Source organism: Actinoplanes sp. NPDC024001 (assembly GCF_040638955.1).
Taxonomy (GTDB): domain Bacteria; phylum Actinomycetota; class Actinomycetes; order Mycobacteriales; family Micromonosporaceae; genus Actinoplanes.
On sequence record NZ_JBEZZB010000001.1, the window covers coordinates 136,032 to 151,802 of the forward strand.

General features: G+C 69.5%; 16 protein-coding genes and 1 tRNA gene. 7 read left to right on the forward strand and 10 right to left on the reverse strand.

All coding sequences use genetic code 11. The features are described 5' to 3' along the window. Positions 1–10: 10 nt before the first annotated feature. Complete coding sequence (locus AB0F81_RS00685; RefSeq protein ID WP_360188798.1) at positions 11–1,120, forward strand: globin domain-containing protein; 1,110 nt, start codon at positions 11–13, stop codon at positions 1,118–1,120. On the opposite strand, the gene AB0F81_RS00690 is transcribed toward AB0F81_RS00685, so the two are convergent. Beyond that, positions 1,121–2,650 carry a peptide deformylase gene (locus AB0F81_RS00690; protein ID WP_360188801.1) on the reverse strand — a complete coding sequence of 510 codons (1,530 nt, stop codon included), beginning with the start codon at positions 2,648–2,650 and terminating at the stop codon, positions 1,121–1,123. 330 nt (positions 2,651–2,980) lie between these two features. Between AB0F81_RS00690 and AB0F81_RS00695 the strand changes: the two genes are divergently transcribed. Then, complete coding sequence (locus tag AB0F81_RS00695) at positions 2,981–3,703, forward strand: hypothetical protein (RefSeq protein WP_360189062.1); 723 nt, start codon at positions 2,981–2,983, stop codon at positions 3,701–3,703. 125 nt (positions 3,704–3,828) lie between these two features. On the opposite strand, the gene AB0F81_RS00700 is transcribed toward AB0F81_RS00695, so the two are convergent. Continuing rightward, on the reverse strand, positions 3,829–4,920 hold the full coding sequence (locus AB0F81_RS00700) for a calcium-binding protein (RefSeq protein WP_360188804.1): 1,092 nt from the start codon (positions 4,918–4,920) through the stop codon (positions 3,829–3,831). An 86-nt stretch (positions 4,921–5,006) separates the two neighbouring features. Beyond that, positions 5,007–6,482 (reverse strand): hypothetical protein, encoded by a 1,476-nt coding sequence (locus tag AB0F81_RS00705; protein ID WP_360188807.1) that lies wholly within the window; start codon positions 6,480–6,482, stop codon positions 5,007–5,009. Here AB0F81_RS00705 and AB0F81_RS00710 point away from each other — a divergent pair, their 5' ends adjacent. Further along, positions 6,483–7,010: a hypothetical protein gene (locus AB0F81_RS00710; RefSeq protein ID WP_360188809.1), complete on the forward strand. Its 528-nt coding sequence runs from the start codon at positions 6,483–6,485 to the stop codon at positions 7,008–7,010. It abuts the gene before it with no gap. Positions 7,011–7,258: 248 nt separating this feature from the next. After that, positions 7,259–7,972 carry a class I SAM-dependent methyltransferase gene (locus tag AB0F81_RS00715; protein ID WP_360188812.1) on the forward strand — a complete coding sequence of 238 codons (714 nt, stop codon included), beginning with the start codon at positions 7,259–7,261 and terminating at the stop codon, positions 7,970–7,972. A 205-nt stretch (positions 7,973–8,177) separates the two neighbouring features. Here AB0F81_RS00715 and AB0F81_RS00720 read toward each other — a convergent pair whose 3' ends face one another. From AB0F81_RS00720 to AB0F81_RS00735, 4 genes are all read right to left on the reverse strand, one after another. Beyond that, positions 8,178–8,708, reverse strand: coding sequence for a YbhB/YbcL family Raf kinase inhibitor-like protein (locus tag AB0F81_RS00720; protein ID WP_360188814.1), 531 nt, complete (start codon positions 8,706–8,708; stop codon positions 8,178–8,180). 299 nt (positions 8,709–9,007) lie between these two features. Further along, entirely contained in the window at positions 9,008–9,835 is an 828-nt protein-coding gene (locus tag AB0F81_RS00725; protein WP_360188817.1) for an NlpC/P60 family protein, read from the reverse strand. Between the two features lie 236 nt (positions 9,836–10,071). After that, on the reverse strand, positions 10,072–10,665 hold the full coding sequence (locus AB0F81_RS00730) for a DUF4352 domain-containing protein (protein WP_360188820.1): 594 nt from the start codon (positions 10,663–10,665) through the stop codon (positions 10,072–10,074). 155 nt (positions 10,666–10,820) lie between these two features. Then, a complete protein-coding gene (locus AB0F81_RS00735) occupies positions 10,821–11,783 on the reverse strand; it encodes an NAD(P)H-quinone oxidoreductase (RefSeq protein ID WP_360188823.1) in 963 nt (320 codons plus the stop codon). A 67-nt stretch (positions 11,784–11,850) separates the two neighbouring features. Between AB0F81_RS00735 and AB0F81_RS00740 the strand changes: the two genes are divergently transcribed. Further along, a tRNA-Ser gene (locus AB0F81_RS00740) sits at positions 11,851–11,935 on the forward strand. A gap of 35 nt (positions 11,936–11,970) precedes the next feature. Here the strand turns inward: AB0F81_RS00740 and AB0F81_RS00745 are convergent. After that, on the reverse strand, positions 11,971–12,882 hold the full coding sequence (locus AB0F81_RS00745) for a sensor histidine kinase (RefSeq protein WP_360188825.1): 912 nt from the start codon (positions 12,880–12,882) through the stop codon (positions 11,971–11,973). 308 nt (positions 12,883–13,190) lie between these two features. Next, the gene (gene soxR, locus AB0F81_RS00750; protein ID WP_360188828.1) at positions 13,191–13,631 is read right to left on the reverse strand and encodes a redox-sensitive transcriptional activator SoxR; all 441 of its coding nucleotides are present in this window, start codon (positions 13,629–13,631) and stop codon (positions 13,191–13,193) included. A 49-nt stretch (positions 13,632–13,680) separates the two neighbouring features. On the opposite strand from soxR, the gene AB0F81_RS00755 reads away from it, so the two are divergent. Together AB0F81_RS00755 and AB0F81_RS00760 are read left to right on the forward strand one after the other, a co-directional pair. Further along, the gene (locus AB0F81_RS00755) at positions 13,681–14,352 is read left to right on the forward strand and encodes a transketolase (protein WP_360188831.1); all 672 of its coding nucleotides are present in this window, start codon (positions 13,681–13,683) and stop codon (positions 14,350–14,352) included. Positions 14,353–14,361: 9 nt separating this feature from the next. Then, entirely contained in the window at positions 14,362–15,234 is an 873-nt protein-coding gene (locus AB0F81_RS00760) for a transketolase (protein ID WP_360188833.1), read from the forward strand. Between the two features lie 4 nt (positions 15,235–15,238). Here the strand turns inward: AB0F81_RS00760 and AB0F81_RS00765 are convergent, their stop codons facing one another. Continuing rightward, the gene (locus tag AB0F81_RS00765) at positions 15,239–15,724 is read right to left on the reverse strand and encodes a hypothetical protein (RefSeq protein ID WP_360188835.1); all 486 of its coding nucleotides are present in this window, start codon (positions 15,722–15,724) and stop codon (positions 15,239–15,241) included. Between the last annotated feature and the right edge of the window lie 47 nt (positions 15,725–15,771).

A 15,771-nucleotide genomic window follows, 5' to 3' on the forward strand; every position in this document is an offset into this window, starting at 1 on the left:
TCTGAATGACATGGGAGACCTCGCACGCTTGCTCAAGGAGAGCTGGAGCCTCGTCGAGGAGCATCAGGACAGGGTTGCCGGCTATTTCTACGCCCGCATGTTCCTGTCCCACCCGGACCTGCGTGATCTGTTCCCGGTGCAGATGGACGTGCAGCGGGCCCGCCTGCTGAACGCGATCGTGACCGCCGTGCAGACGCTGGAGGATCCCGAGCGGTTCGACGACTACCTGCGGGCGCTGGGCCGGGATCACCGCAAGTTCCACGTGGAACCGGAACACTACGAGGTGGTGGGCGGCGCGCTGATCGAGGCGATGCGGACCGTCGCGGGTGAGGAGTGGGGGGTCGAGTACGACCAGGCGTGGGCCGACGCGTACGCGGTGATCGCCTCGAAGATGCTGGCCGGTGCCGACGCTGATCCGAACCCGCCATACTGGTACGCCGAGGTGGTCGCGCACGAGCGCCGCTCCCGGGACATCGCGGTGTTCACCGCGCTCCCGCTGCAGCCGCTGGATTTCCGGGCCGGGCAGTATCTGAGCCTGGAGGCCCCGCGCTATCAACCGCGGCTGTGGCGCACCTATTCACCGGCGAACGCGCCGCGCCGCGACAACACCCTGGAGTTCCACGTCAAGGCGGTCGGCGCCGGCTGGGTGTCCAGCGCCCTGGTACGCCGGCTGCAGACCGGCGACATGATCAAACTGGCCGCCCCGATGGGCTCGATGACGCTGGACCGCCGGTCGACCCGGGACGCGGTCTTCGTGGCGGGCGGCACCGGCCTGGCGCCGATCAAGTCGCTGCTGGAGGAGCTGACCCGGTACAACCGGACCCGCTGGGTGCACGTCTTCTTCGGCGCGCGGACCCGCGACGACCTTTACGACCTGGCCGACCTGAACCGGCTGGCCGCCCGCTATCCGTGGCTGTCGGTGGTGACCGCGTGCAGCGACGATCCCACCTTCCCCGGCGAGAAGGGCAACATCTCCGACGTGGTGGCCCGCTACGGCCCCTGGCAGGAGCACGACTTCTTCGTCTCCGGCTCCGGCCGGATGGTGAAGGCCACCCTGAAGACACTCGCCGAGCTTCAGGTCCCGTCGGTCCGGGTGAAGTACGACAGCTTCACCGACTGATCAGTAGTCCCATGGCCGTCCGGTCTGCTGGTACTGCGCGACCGGCACCAGTTTCGACTCGGCGTCCATCCGGTCCACGTAGAGCCGGCCTTCCAGGTGGTCGATCTCATGGCTGATCAGCCGGGCCAGCGCCCGCTCGAACGTGGTGATCACCCGGGTTCCGTCGAACCGAGCGTGTTCCACGTCGATCCGCAGCGGGCGGGACACCAGGCCCCGGTAGTCGAAGAAGGACAGGCAGCCCTCGTACTGCTCGTCGCACTCGACGGACTCGCCGACGACACGCGGGTTGAGCAGCACCACCGGATCGACGTCGAATTCCGGTGGGCGGACCACGGCGGCCGCCACCGGGACGCCGATCTGCGTCGCGGCCAGACCGACGCCCTTGCTGAACTCGTGCAGATCCTGGAGGCGGCCCAGGGAGGTCAGCAGACGGGTGACGGTCTCCCGGGCGGCGGGCCCCTCCCGGGGGAGCTGGAAGTGGCGGGCCCGCTGCCGGAGCAGGTCGGATCCGCGCTGGATGATGCCGATGCCGCGCATCCGGTGCGAGGCCCGTGGCAGGGCCGGCTCCGGTGGCCCGGTCTCCTCGTAGACCGGGGCGTCGGCGCCGCGGTACCGCCATTCCAGCCGGTACCGCGCGTTGAGCAGGGGTGCGTCGGTGGACCACTCGAAAATGGCGCGACCTCCCTCGATGCGGCGTTCCAACGGGGTGCGGACCGGCACCTCGGCGGCGAGGGACGCCTCCACACCCCAGACCTGCGGTTCGAAGCTCTGCGGGAAGTTCAGCCGGACGGTCAGCGAGCGGGTGGGCAGCCGGACGGCGCGCTGGAACCACTGCCCCCACTTCTCCTCGCCGACGGTGTACGCGTACTCGATCGTCGTACGCTCGCCGGGGTAGAGCGGGAACTGGCCGCGCTCGTTGGCGAAGAGCAGCCAGATCTCCTTGGCCGCGTCCCGGTCGAGCTTGACCCGCCACTGCATCGGCTCGGCGGCGTCCCCCTCGCCGGCCACCGCCCGCACGTCCATCTCGTCGAAGGTGAGCGGGTTGTCCCGGTGGTGCCGGTTGGAGCCGGCCGGATCGTGCGGGTACCGATCGACGGCGATCTTCACCAGGTAGCGGGTGACCGGCTCGACCCCGGCGTTGTAGAGCGCCCGCCGCACGCGGCAGCGGTAGGCGCCGTCGGTGTAGAGCAGTTCGGCGATCTCACGTTCGACGACGAGGCCGGTGCCGGGCGGCAGCCACTGCACCGGCACGGGTGGGTCCCGATGGAGCGCCGATCCGCGGGCGTGCCGCAGTTCGTCGTACTCCTGGAAGCGTTGCCAGATCGCGCCGCCGGCGCTGAGCACCGCCTCGGCCCGGCGGGCGAAGTCCTCGGTGGGCTTGTGCCGGCGTCCCTCGACGTGGCTGACGTAGGAGGGGTCGAAGCCCATGCGCGCGGCGAGCTGCTTCTTTGTCATTCCGCGCTCGACCCGCCATTGCGCAAGCGCCGTAACGAACTGATCTGCGGCCCGTTCAATGGGCGAGGTGGTCATCACGGATGTCCCCTTCGCGACGGCACGTTCAGTGTCGCTGGCGTCGGGTGTCCGGATGGGGCTAGTAGCGCGTTGCCGACAAATGCCTTGACGAACGCGTGGGGGCAGCAACGCTACGTGAAGTGATTCTTGCCTTGGGTATTCGCCCGAAAAATCCCGCCGGAGAGTGTGGTTAGGCTACCCTTAACCGGGTACGGTGGGTCGTCTCAGACCTTTCCGTAAACCCTTGGCTAGGAGAAGTGCGGAGCCGTGACCATCGCCTTGGAACTCACGCGTTCCCCGCTGGTCGCTGAGCACCCACTCGCTCCGGTCAACGCGACGCTGCGTGCCATGTTCGGCACCAGCACCGAGATCCCCGGTCTGGCCCCTGATCTGGTCACCCGCGATCTGGCCGGCTGGACACCCGCCGCCCGGCTCGCCGACGTGCACCTGGACACCCTGCTCGACACGGCCCGCCACCGGTGGAACGCGCAGCCGCACGCCGCCGCCGCGCTCGCCTGGAAGGCGTACACCTACTGGCTCGCCCTGCCCGCCGTCCTCGGCTGGGCCTCCGCGCGCCGGGTGCCGCTGCTGACCGCCACCGACACGGTGATGCACTTCGACGACCCGCGTCCGCTGCTCACCCTGGGCCTGCGCCCGGACATCCCGATCGCGGTCCTGCCCACCGACCCGATCGCGCTCAGCGGCCTGCCCCAGGTCCGCGTCGTCGCCGACGAGCAGGCGCTGCTGGGCGAGTTCCGCCGGTCGCTGCTCGACGAGCACCTCAGCCCGCTGCTCGACGCCCTCCACGACCGGGTCCGGCTCGGCAAGCGGACCCTGCTCGGCTCGCTCGCCTCCGGCATCGCCTACGGCGTGCTCCGCTCCGCGGACGCCCTGCCCGGCTCCTCCGCGGCGACCATCGACCTGCTGCTCGGCACGCTCGGTGTGCGCGACCTGATCGAGCTCGTCCCGGGCCGGCACGGCAAACTCGACGTGCAACGCAAGACCTGCTGCCTGGCCTTCACCCTGCCGCGGCCCAAGGTCTGCCCGGGTTGCTGCATCAAAACCCCTTAGTCGTACGGGCTGGGTAAGGCCCCGTGACTACGACGCAGCGCCGTCGTGGTCCAGGCCGTTGCCCGCCGCCGGGCTTAAGCATCGGGGCCGGGCGCTGCCGCGCCCGGCCCCGCCACCAGCTCAGATCAGATCCGCTCGCAGCCGACCTTCGTGTCGCCGCCGTGCGCTTCGCAGAGGTCGCCCTCCGCGGTGCCGTTGCTGCCGCCGTCGAGCAGGTCCTGGCCCTTCGGCTCCTCCCAGTCGTGACCGTTGACGTAGTCGTCGCCGGCCCCGCCGTACAGCTTGTCGCGGCCGGCCTCGCCGACCACCAGGTCGTCGCCGGTCAGCCCGTAGATCACGTCGTCGCCGGCCCAGCCGTACAGATAATCAGCGCGACCGGTGCCGTAGAGCCGGTCGTTGCCCTCGCCGCCCTGGATCTCCTCGACGTCGGTGGCGATGGTGTCCTTCTCACCCTTCGCGCCGTCGTCGCCTTTCGCCCCGTCGGCGTCGGCCCTGATCCCCTTCGTGTAGAGGATGTAGCTGACCGCGTCCCGGTCACCGCTGCCGCCGGCGACGTAGTCGTTGTCGCTGCCGTAGGCGGCGGGGTCCATGCTGAAGCTGTCCTGGCCGGCGCCGCCGTACATCCGGTCGTCGCCGATCCCACCGTGCAGCGAGTCGTTGCCCGCGTCGCCGAGGATCAGGTCGTTGCCGTCGCTCGCGCTGATCCAGTCGTCCCCGTCACCGCCGGAGAGCCGGTCGCTGCCGTCGTCGCCGTGCAGTTCGTCGCGGCCACCGCGCCCATAGATCTTGTCAGCGCCGCTGTCGCCCTGAATGAAGTCGGCGCGCGGGCCACCATAGATCTTGTCGTTCCCGGTGCCACCGTCGCCGGTCAGGGCGAGATCGGTGCTGTTGACCACCGAGTCGTTCCGGTCATAGGTGTAGATACGCAGCCGGGTGGGCGCCTTCGACGGGGTGCAGCGCACCTTGGTCCTGTCGCCCTTGACCTTCTTGCAGCCCTTGCCGGCCTTGACCGTGACCCGGTCGTCGATCGTGATGGTGTTGCCCGAACGGGTCACCACGACCCGGTTCTGCTTGCCCTTGGCCGCCTTGTACTGCACCTTCGTGCTTGACACGACCGAGGCGACACCCGTGGACGCCGCTGCGGCCGGGGCTGCGAACGCTCCGACCGTGACGAGAGTGGTCGCCAGGGTGAGCGCGAAGGGCCTGGTGATTGCCATGTGATCTCCTGGATCAGCGGCGGTGAATACCGCGGGTCCGGAGATCATAGAACGATACCGTTACGACGCGCCGCCCCGTTCTGCGCTCAGGACGGGGACGCCTCCGGGTCGTCGACCAGGTGCCGGACGTCCCACAGCCACACGCCGCCGGTCCAGGTCGGCCGGAAGCCGACCAGCTCGGACATCGTGCGCAGCATCTCGATGTCGCGCGGCTGCGGCGTCAGCACCACCACGCCGGCCTTCCAGAATCGCAGGTCGGCGAGGGTCATCTCCCGCCGCGCGTCGGTGACCTCGGGGATCGGGTTGCCCTGCCGGATCGAGGTGATCAGGCCGCTCGTCGGCCGCCACGGGGGCGAGAAGATCGCCGTACGGTCGGCCGGGTTCTGCGGGTTCTGGTTCGGCAGCAGCGCGTACGCACCGGCGATGCGCATGTCGTGCCCGGTGTAGGCGGTCCAGCGCAGCGAGTCCGGGTAGCTGCTGTCCGGCAGCGGCAGGCTGACCACGGTGTGCTGGTCGTCCACGTACTGCCGCCAGGCGCCGCTGGTGACGAACTCGGGAACCGGGTCCATCGGCGTGGTCTGCAGCGGGGTCGGCGCGAGCGGCACCAGAGCCATCGCCACCGCCGTGATCATCGCGACCCGGACCGGCCCGCGGGCGTGCGGCTGGGACCGGACCAGATCGGCGGCGCGCTGGCAGCCGAGGGCGAGCACGATGCCGACCATCGGCGCGATCGCCATCGCCCAGCGGGTCGGCACGGCCGAGTCGAGCACCGGGATGCTGTGCATGATCGACCAGATGCCGGGGATCCCGGTGTTGATGCCGTTCAGGTAGACCGTCGGGCCGAGCGACATGGCGGCGAAGAAGACCGCGATCGCACCGAGGGTGACCACCGCCGCGGTGCGCCGCATCCAGAGGATCAGCCCGAAGAAGAGGATCACCAGGCCCCAGCCGAAGAAGGCGTTCTCCTCCGCCGGGTTCTGCGAGAGCATGGCCGCGACCTCGGGGTTGCCGGCCACCGACCGGCTCGCGTACGCGGTGAACGAACCGAGGTCGGCGCCGAAGTTGCGGACGAACTCGGCGAGGCCCTGGTAGCTCTGCGGCCCGAAGAACTGCACGCTCAGCGGGTAGGCGAGGACGGCCAGCGTCGCCGCGGCCGTGACGCCGAGCGCCCGCAGGAACGGGAGGACCTCACCGCGGTGGCGCCTGCGCCGCGCGACGGCCATCACCACGCAGAAGATGCCGAGGCCGACCGCGGTCATGAAGAGGATCTCGAGGTTGATGAAGGCCTGCCAGACCAGCAGACCGGCCAGGATCAGCCCGTTGCGCATGGCCCGGCCCGGCACGCGCAGTTCCAGCGTGCGCCAGATGATCAGCGGGACGAGGAACTGCGAAACGATGTTCGGGTGGCCACCGGCGTGCGAGATCATGCTCGGCGCGAACGTGCAGAAGAGCGCACCCACCCAGGCGGCCAGCCGCGAGGTAACGAACCGCCGGGACAGCACCAGATACCACGAAGTTCCGGTGAATGCCAATGCGCAGGTGAGAAATACGTTGAAGGCCACATGCGGACCGAACAGAAGAGTGATCGGAGTCAGTGGCAAGGAAACGGCCAACACCGACGTGTTGGCCATCATGTTCACCCCGTCGGGGTAATTCATGCGATCGGAGAAGAACGGATACGCGCCATCAGTGAGCACCCGTGCACCGTGCGCCAGCATCCACTCGAAGAAAGCTTGATCCTGCGGATCATCACGCAGTTCATGATCAAGATTGAGCCACAACGGTGCTGTGACGAAGAGGGCAACGGCTATGAAACTCGCGATTGCCAGAACGTCGCGCCAGGTGAGCACCCGCCACTTCGGACGGCGCTGATCAGCCTGTCCTACCTGCTCTTCAGCCGTTTCCACGGCTGGCGCGGGTGCCGCCGGAGCGTCCGCCGTGACGGCAGCCCCGAGGGCGAGCAGCTCGGCGTCCAGGTTGTCGTCGGCGGTCACTTGGCGCGGCCGGAGAACGTTCTCGCCGGTCGACTGGCCTGTCGAGTCAAAACCCGTAATCGTCATAGCATCGGCGAGCCTAACCGAGGTTCGTAAGAAGCCGGCGATGAGCGCCCGAGGCGTGATAGAGCCGATATGTACGCGTGTTTTCCGCGTGTCCCGTACGTGGTGTCCATCTGGTGGACTAGAGGCGCGTAACCCATCCGAGTACCCAACCCACCTATGTCTCAATCAGGCCAAAAAATCAGCGGCGACCCACGGTCAACTTTCGGTTAGGCGCGCCAGATGGTTAACTTCTCCGGTCCCGCTGTCACTCAGATCGGCAAGATGAGGGAACCTCACCTATGGCAGACATCACTGGAGACCAGCGGATCCAGTCCGAAGTGCTCGAAGGCCTTGCCACGGCTGTGAACCACCGTCGGTGGTTCGTCGAGCTCGCGCTCCCATACCTCGGGGACAACCCCATCGAGATCGGCAGCGGCCTCGGTGACTACGCGATCGAGTGGTCCGAGCACCTCCCGCGTTTCACCGCGACCGAGGCAGACCCGGACCGGCTCGTTCTGCTCAAGGAGCGGATGGCCGAGCACCCCACGATCGACGTGAAGCAGATGCTGCTGCCCGCCGCCGAGGCGAACGGGGAGTACAGCGCCGCGGTGTCGTACAACGTGCTCGAGCACATCGAGGACCACGTCGGCGCGCTGCGCAGCATGAAAGAGCTGGTCCGCCCCGGCGGCCGGGTGATCATCATCGTGCCGGCCTTCATGTTCGCCATGAGCCAGGTCGACATCGCGACCGGGCACATCCGGCGCTACACGAAGAAGACGCTCTCCGCCGCGTTCATCGAAGCGGGCCTCGAGATCGAGAAGATCCACTACGCGAACGCGCTGGGTCTGATCGGCTACTACGGCGCCACCAGCATCTTCAAGCTGGCGCCGAAGGAGGGCCCGATGGTCAAGGTCTACGACTCGCTGGTGCTGCCGGTCACCAAGGCCGCCGAGCGCGTCGTGAAGCCCCCGTTCGGCCAGTCCGTCTTCTGCGTCGGCCGCGCCCCGCGCTGACCCCACCCGAACACCGCGAAGCCGCCAGCCTCCACCGGCGGCTTCCGCGTTTACGCAGACCGGCACACGTGTGAAGTTGCGGCGCCCGGCACACTCCCATTCGGCAGGGAGTCTCGCCGCCGAGCGGAGCGTGTGAGGTTGCGGCGCGCACCACAACCTCACACGGGAGTTCGGGCGCGGAGCGCGCCCGAACGTCACCCAGGTGTCAGCCGCGGACCTGGAAGGTGGGGCGGATGGTCGCCCGGGCCAGGGTGTGGAAGGCGAGGTTGAAGCCGACATACGCCGGGGAGGCGTCCGGGGTCACCTCGAGCCGGTCGACGTCGATCGCGTGCACCGCGAAGACGTACCGATGCGGGCGGTCTCCGGGCGGCGGCGCCGAGCCGCCGTAGTTGCGCTCGCCGTAATCGTTGCGCACGCAGAACGCCCCGTCCGGCAGCGGGTCGACGCCGCGGTCCAGGTCGGTGACCGTGACCGGCAGGTTGACCAGCACCCAGTGCCAGAACCCGCTGCCCGTCGGCGCGTCCGGGTCGAAGCAGGTGACCACGAACCCCCGGGTCTCGTCGGGGAACCCCGACCAGGACAACTGCGGCGAGAGATTCTTCCCGCCCACACTGGTGTGCACGAAAAGCTCGTCGAGCGGCTGCCCGTCCGTCACGTCCGCGCTGGTCACCGTGAACGACGGGACCGGCGGCAGGAGATCGTACGGGTCGGGAGCCAGGGCACGATCAAGACTCATGGTTGGCCTCCGGCGGCGTGGTGAGTAACTGATCAGGTTTTCCCACGATGCGCCGAGACTAACCGGCTGACGTAACCGTCGCCTTTCGTCCCGATTGCGACCCGCCGTCACTCGAACGGGTAAACGCACAGGTGGTGCGCGTGGGAAGGGCGCTCGTCGGTAATGCTTCTGTCAGACATCCGACCGGGTGTGTGCGGCCGAGATCCCCGCGCCCGGTTGCGATCGGCCGTCGGAACGACGGTCAGCGAGTGGGCACCCGTCATGCGACGGGTGCCTACTGCTGTCCGCGGGTGTGCGTCCTACAGCCGCGCCACCCGGAGGCCGCGGTAGAGCTTGCGGTAGACCACCCCGGTGCGGTGGTTGCCGGCGTCGATCATCATGCCGCGGCCCATGTAGATCCCCACGTGGCCGGGACCGACCACCAGATCGCCGGGGCGGGCCTGGGCACGGGAGACGGTCCGGGCACGGCGGGCCTGAGCGCCGGACGAGTGCGGCAGGCGCAGACCGGCCCGCGCGTACGCCCGCTTGGTGAAGCCCGAGCAGTCGAACCCGCCGGGCCCCTCGCCGCCGCGTACGTAACGCTTGCCGACCTGGGACCGGGCGAAGGCGATCACCGCGTTCATGCCCCGGCCCGGATTGGTCCGCAGACGCCGCACCGCGGTGCTCCGCGTGGTCGTGCGGACCGCGACGGAACCGCGCTTGGACACGCTCGTCCGCTTCTGGTGCACGACCACCCGGCGCTGCGCCGGGCGTTCGGCGATGCGGGCGGCGGGCCGTTCGGCGATCCGCGCGGCCGGCCGATTGTTGAGCCGGACCGGCCGCCGCGACGCCGGCGCCACCACCGGGCGCACCCGCGTCACCGGGCGTACGGCCGGGCGGCGCGGAATCGAGCGGGACGCGCGCTGGCTGGCCGTCTCCCGTTCCTGAAGGCTCGCGCGAAGCGGAATCTCCGATTTGTGGTCCCGAAGCAGGAACTGTCGTTCCTGGATCTCCTCGCGCAACGGGAGAGCGGGCGGCTCCGGTGTGGCCGGCAGGGCCCGCGGGGGCATGGTGACGGCCTCCGCGGCGTGCTCGACCGGTTCCAGAGCCGGTGCGATGACAGCCAGCGCAATGGCGCCGGCGGTCAACACACGGCGCGTCGACGTACCGTGCAGTGTTGCCTCCGAAATAGGCCCGGGGCACTCGCGCGAATCCCATCCGTGCGTGGACGATGCTGCTGCCACGCTTTGCCGCCGTCGAAGGTGGGCAATGGGAACCCGGACAACCGTGCGTATTCCGTGGACCATGCCAACACAAGATCTAATGCGCCGGGGCGGGATTCACGTAATTGATCCCCCGATCTCGAAAAGATAAAGGCGACGAATCACTGAACGGGTGGCAGCGTCATGCGTACGCCCGGTGTGGACATCGCACCGTGCACGGACACCTCGGTGAGCTGCGCGTCGGTCGGCACGTCGAAGGGGAGGACACCGGCCACGGTGTCACCCGGAGGGATCTCGTTGAGCAGTGTCGGGCTGCGATCGTTCAGAAACACCGCGGCCTGATCGGCGACGGCGTAGGCTACCCCGTTGGTGTCGTAGACCCGCTGCGCGCCACTGTCGAACAGCTCCGGTTCGCTCCCGGTGTTCTTCACCGTCACACCGAGAAGACAGAATTGCCCGCCGGCCCGCTGTTCCAGGCCTTCCGGGCCGACCGACGCCACTCCGCACCGCAGTGACGTCACGGCGAATTCGAAGTTTCCGGCCACCGCGCCGTTCGGCACCTGACGGCCGAGAACCGCCGGGCGGTGCTCAGCGGTCGCCACCGCCCAGATCCCGAAACCGATCAGGGCGAGCGCCATGACGGCGCCACCGGCGATCCAGATCCGGATCTTCCAGCGCAGTGACCGGGCCTCCGCGCTGTCGTCGTGCGACGCCACGGCACGGGTGGGCGCGGAACGATGCGGTGTGTAGGTCACGGTGTCCCCCAACAGTCAAACTCACGGGGCGCGACCGGAATCCGGCCGCGCCGTCCGTCCATGCTGGGTTCGATGCCGCCGAACACCCCCGCGACTCGCCGCATATCCGGCTGTATCGGGCATATACCTCCGCGACTGTTCCCTCATACGGGTGATCAGCTCAGCAGCAGAATCTTGCCGAGGTGATCGCTCGACTCCAGAAGCTCGTGCGCCGCAGCCGCCTCCGCCATCGGGAAGGCCGTGTGGATGACGGGTTTCACGAAACCGGCGGCGACCAGCGGCCACACCTGGTCCCGCACGCCCGCGGCGATCCGTGCCTTGTCGGCCACCGGGCGGGCGCGCAGCGAGGTCGACGAGATCCGTCCCCGTTTCGCCATCAGCTTGCCCAGGTCGAGCTCGGCGGACCGCCCACCCTGCATGCCGATGACGGTGATCCGCCCCTCCGGCGCCAGCGCCTCGATGTTGCGAGCCAGATATTTCGCCCCCATGATGTCCAGCACCACGTCGGCGCCGCGCCCACCGGTGTGCTCCAGCACCTCGTGGACGAAATCCTGGCTCCGGTAATCGATCGTCAGCGCGGCGCCCAGCGCGCGCAGCCGCTCATGTTTCTCCTCGCGGGCGGTGACCAGCACGGTCGCCCCCAGCGCGACGCCCAGCTGGATCGCGAACGTGCCGATCCCGCTGCCGCCGCCGTGCACCAGCAGGGTCTCGCCGGACCGCAGGCGGTCACGGTCCACCACGTTGGACCAGACGGTGCAGGCCACCTCGGGCAGTGCGGCCGACTCGACCAGCGACAGACCGGTGGGAACCGGCAGCAGCTGCCCGGCCGGCACCGCGACCCGCTCGGCATAGCCCCCGCCGGCGAGCAGCGCGCAGACGCGCTCACCCACATGGTGCCCGGTGACCCCGGGCCCGACCGCGCTGATCACACCGGAGCACTCCAGCCCCGGGAACTCCGGCGCGCCCGGTGGTGGCGGATAGAACCCCTGCCGTTGCAGCACGTCGGCCCGGTTGACCGCCGTCGCGGTGACATCGACCACGACCTCACCCTCGGCGGCCTCCGGATCCGGCACCTCGGCCCACACCAGCTGCTTGTCCTCGATCACGATCGCGTGCATGCATTCGACTCTGCCCCACCGGTACGACATAAACATCCGGCGGGTGGCAGACTGGAGCGGCACTACGGGAGGGCTCGCCTAGTGGCCGATGGCGCCGGTCTTGAAAACCGGTAAGGGGAAACTCTTCGTGGGTTCGAATCCCACGCCCTCCGCGCGATCACTTTCCGACACCGCGGCCGCGGGCCGTTCAGCGCAGCTTGTGCAGCCGAACGGTCGTGCCGGACGGGCTCGAGTGGATCCGCACCAGGTCGCAGAGTTCGTTCGTCAGGACCAGGCCGTAACCGCGATGGCGGATGTCCGCCGGCGCGACGCGGCCGGCGAGCGGGTCGGTCAGGTGGCCGGAGTCCTCGAAGTGGCAGGCGATGAGGCCAGGCTCGGTCCAGACGGTGACCCGGCCCCGGCCTGAGGTGTGCTCGACCGTGTTGGCGGCCACCTCGCTCGCGGCAAGCACCAGCTCCTCCGCACGGTCCTCGGGCAGATGCGCGGCAGCGTGCCGCCGCACGAAGCAGCGGACGGCCGCGACCGTCTTCTCGTACACCAGCGATTCCGCCTCGGCCGGGGGTGGCGGGATGGGCCGGTTGAGGGCCGCGGCCGTCGCGACCGGGTCGGCGTATCGGTGGCTGTCGCGCAGGGCGCCGTCCTCGATCATCGTCGGATGGGTGGACCAGGCGTCCGCGATCACCGACGGGTCGAGTTGCCCCACGTCGTAGGGGCACAGGATGGCCGCGTCCCGGCCGGCGAACGCCGCGTTGATCAGCGCCTCGTGCACGGCGCAGGCGGGGTATTCCATCGGGGTCCGGTCCCGCCAGATCGGCTCCCCGACGATCGACACCCGGCGGCCCGGATGCTCGGCCGCGAACCTGAGCAGCACGCTGGGCAGGATCCGGCCCGGGTTGCGGCCGGCCACCGCCATGTCCGCGAAGTCGACACGGTCACCGAGGTCGGTCAGGGCTGCGCGCAACAGGTCCAGGTTCGCCCCGGGGACCGCGATCAGGACCGGGTTGTCGTCGTTCACGGCGGAGCGGACGAACGCGGTGACGCCCGCGACGTACTCCGCGTCTCGGCAGTACAGCAGAGCTGGATGATGGAAGTCGGTCATGCGGGATTCCTCTTCGCACACTCAGCGGCGTTTCGCTCAGGCAGTGCCGGCGGGCTGACCGGCACCGTGCCGTTCGAGAAGCCGGGCGAGTGCCGGCGACCGGCCGACGAGCCGGAGCCGGCCCGCGGCGCGTTCCGGAGCAGGTGATCGAGCACGGCGCTGAGCGCCGGCTGATCGACCAGATCTGACGCGTGCGCCGGATGCGCAGCACGAGCCCCGAGTCGAACAATCTACCCGCGAATATGCCCTGACCGGGTCACTCAACCGAGCGACGTCGGTGCGGCCGTGCCACGGTGCACGAACACCGCTCAGTCCGGCGGGTTGAGGATCATCTGAGGGCCGGCGCCGCGGGTGGCCAGCTGGTCGGCCGGGTTGACGAGCTTGCAGCGTTGCAGGGAGAGGCAACCGCAGCCGATGCAGCCGGTGAGCTGGTCGCGGAGGCGCTCCAGCACGGTGATGCGCTCCTGCAGCTTGTGCCGCCAGTGCGCGGAGAGGCGGGACCAGTCGGCCTTCGTCGGTGTCCGGTTCTCCGGCAGTGAGGCCAGCGCGGTGCGGATCTCCTCCAACGACACCCCGACCTGCTGAGCGATCTTGATGAAGGCCACCCGGCGCAGCTCGGCCCGCTCGTAACGCCGCTGGTTGCCGCTGGTGCGGGTGGCGTGGATCAGGCCTTCCCGCTCGTAGAAGCGCAGCGCCGAGGGCGCCACGCCGCTGCGGGCGGACAGGTCGCCGATGGTCAGCGTCTCCATTTCGGACACCCCTTGAGCTGAAGTGAACTTTAAGTTGCAGCCTAGGCGCATGACAGTAATCGCCGCACCGAGACACCCGCTACACCATCTGCTCAGCCGGATCACCGGCGACGAGAAACACGCGCCCAGCGCGCATTCCACACTGGACGTCCTCTGGGTTCTCTACGACCGTGTGTTGCGAAACACACCGGAGACCGTCGACGAGCCGGACCGCGATCGTTTCCTGCTCTCCAAGGGCCACGGCCCGGCGGCCTACTACGCGGTGCTGGCCGCCAAGGGCTTCATCCCCGAGGAGTGGCTCGACGACCTCGGCGGCTGGGACAGCCGGCTCGGGCACCACCCCGACCGGGTGCTCATCCCGGGCGTCGAGGTCGGGACCGGATCACTCGGCCACGGGCTCGGCCTGGCTGTCGGCACCGTGCTCGGGCTGCGCGCCCAAGGCTTCCTGGACACCCGGACGTTCGTGCTGCTCGGCGACGCGGAGCTGGACGAGGGCTCGAACCACGAGGCGATCGCCTATGCGGCCGCGGTCCGGCTGCCGCTCACCGCCATCGTGATCGACAACCAGTCGTCGACGCACGGCTGGCCCGGTGGCATTCCGGCGCGCTTCCCGGGGTGGAGCGTGTCCGTGGTGAACGGGCGCGACCACGACGAGATCGAACGAGCCCTGCGCATCACCGGCCGGCCGCACCTGGTCGTCGCCGCCGTCGAGACGAAGTGAGGCCCTGCCATGCGGGAAACCTTCATCACCACCACCACCGCCCTGCTGGACGAGGATCCGCGGACCGCACTGGTGCTCGCGGACATCTCCGCCGCCTCGTTCACCGCCGCGCAGCAGCGGCACCCGGAGCGCGTCATCAACGTGGGCATCCGGGAGCAACTCATGGCCGGGGTCGGCGGCGGGCTCGCGCTGACCGGCCTGCGGCCGATCCTGCACTCGTACGCGCCGTTCCTGGTGGACCGGGCCTACGAGCAGATCAAGCTCGACTTCGCGCACCAGGACGTGGGCGCGGTGCTGGTCAGCATCGGCGCCTCGTACGACGCCGCCGAGGAGGGCTACACCCACCAGTCCCCGGGTGACGTGGCACTGCTCGACACCCTGGAAGGCTGGACCGTGCACGTGCCGGGCCACCGCGACGAGGTGGCCCCGCTGCTGCGCAACGCCGCCCGCCACGACGACCGGGTCTACATCCGGCTCTCCGCGCAGGAGAACACGCGAGCCCACCCGGACGGCGCGAAGCTGCGCGTGCTCAGGCGCGGCGGACCGCTGGTCGTGGCGGTGGGCCCGATGCTCGACCCGGTGCTGGAGGCGACCCGGGATCTCGACGTGACGGTCGCCTACACCAACACCCCGCGGCCGTTCGACACCGACGGTCTCCGTGCGCTGGCGGGGGGCGAGGTGGTGCTGGTCGAGCCGTACCTGGCCGGCACGTCGGCCCGGCTGGTGGGCGAGGCGCTGAGCGGTGTCCCGCACCGCGCCCGGTACCTCGGCGTCGGCCGCAACGAGGTGCGACGGTACGGCAGCCGGCACGACCACGCCCGCGAGCACGGGCTCGACGCGGCCGGGCTGCGCCGCTCGATCAGCGACTTCCTGGGTGGCTGACGGATCAGGCCAGGGCGACCGCGGGTGCCGGGCGCCGCGACGCCCGTCCCGCGACGGCTACTTGCTCGCCGCGCCGCCCCTCGAAAACCCGCTGCAGCAGTTCCTCGGCCCGCCAGACCGCGTCGGTGCTGCCCAGCCGCATCCGGAACCGTTCGCGTTCGCCGTCCATCGCGGTCGCGGACAGTTCCACGGCCGGTTTGGCGAGGTCGAGGCGCCAGTTCACGTTGCACAGGTGCCGCAGGTTGGCGATCAGGTGCAGCCGTAGCCGCCGCAGCGGCCAGGTCTGGCGGATGACCACCAGCCGGCGCTCGGTCAGCAGCAGGTGGCAGCCGGCCGACAGCGGCCCGGAGCGGGTGCAGCGGGCCACCAGGACCGCGGGGTCGTCCTGGTCCACGCAGTTCTTGAAGATCGACAGGTGCCGGTTCGCCGTCGGGAGGGAGACCGACCCGGCTTCGGCAGCGGTGTGGAACGTACTTGAGAACACGTCCATGTGATGTTTAACGGGGGATGAACGAGGAGGAGGCGGGGCGGCGCCGC

What these genes read in the sequence shown, in the direction of transcription:
- AB0F81_RS00735 (WP_360188823.1), bottom strand. Translation starts at nt 11,783, where the DNA reads ATGCACGCGATCGTGATCGAGGACAAGCAGCTGGTGTGGGCCGAGGTG.
- AB0F81_RS00755 (WP_360188831.1), top strand. Translation starts at nt 13,681, where the DNA reads ATGACAGTAATCGCCGCACCGAGACACCCGCTACACCATCTGCTCAGC.
- AB0F81_RS00700 (WP_360188804.1), bottom strand. Translation starts at nt 4,920, where the DNA reads ATGGCAATCACCAGGCCCTTCGCGCTCACCCTGGCGACCACTCTCGTC.
- soxR (WP_360188828.1), bottom strand. Translation starts at nt 13,631, where the DNA reads ATGGAGACGCTGACCATCGGCGACCTGTCCGCCCGCAGCGGCGTGGCG.
- AB0F81_RS00765 (WP_360188835.1), bottom strand. Translation starts at nt 15,724, where the DNA reads ATGGACGTGTTCTCAAGTACGTTCCACACCGCTGCCGAAGCCGGGTCG.
- AB0F81_RS00715 (WP_360188812.1), top strand. Translation starts at nt 7,259, where the DNA reads ATGGCAGACATCACTGGAGACCAGCGGATCCAGTCCGAAGTGCTCGAA.
- AB0F81_RS00690 (WP_360188801.1), bottom strand. Translation starts at nt 2,650, where the DNA reads ATGACCACCTCGCCCATTGAACGGGCCGCAGATCAGTTCGTTACGGCG.
- AB0F81_RS00695 (WP_360189062.1), top strand. Translation starts at nt 2,981, where the DNA reads ATGTTCGGCACCAGCACCGAGATCCCCGGTCTGGCCCCTGATCTGGTC.
- AB0F81_RS00745 (WP_360188825.1), bottom strand. Translation starts at nt 12,882, where the DNA reads ATGACCGACTTCCATCATCCAGCTCTGCTGTACTGCCGAGACGCGGAG.
- AB0F81_RS00710 (WP_360188809.1), top strand. Translation starts at nt 6,483, where the DNA reads ATGCGGACCGAACAGAAGAGTGATCGGAGTCAGTGGCAAGGAAACGGC.
- AB0F81_RS00760 (WP_360188833.1), top strand. Translation starts at nt 14,362, where the DNA reads ATGCGGGAAACCTTCATCACCACCACCACCGCCCTGCTGGACGAGGAT.
- AB0F81_RS00685 (WP_360188798.1), top strand. Translation starts at nt 11, where the DNA reads ATGGGAGACCTCGCACGCTTGCTCAAGGAGAGCTGGAGCCTCGTCGAG.
- AB0F81_RS00720 (WP_360188814.1), bottom strand. Translation starts at nt 8,708, where the DNA reads ATGAGTCTTGATCGTGCCCTGGCTCCCGACCCGTACGATCTCCTGCCG.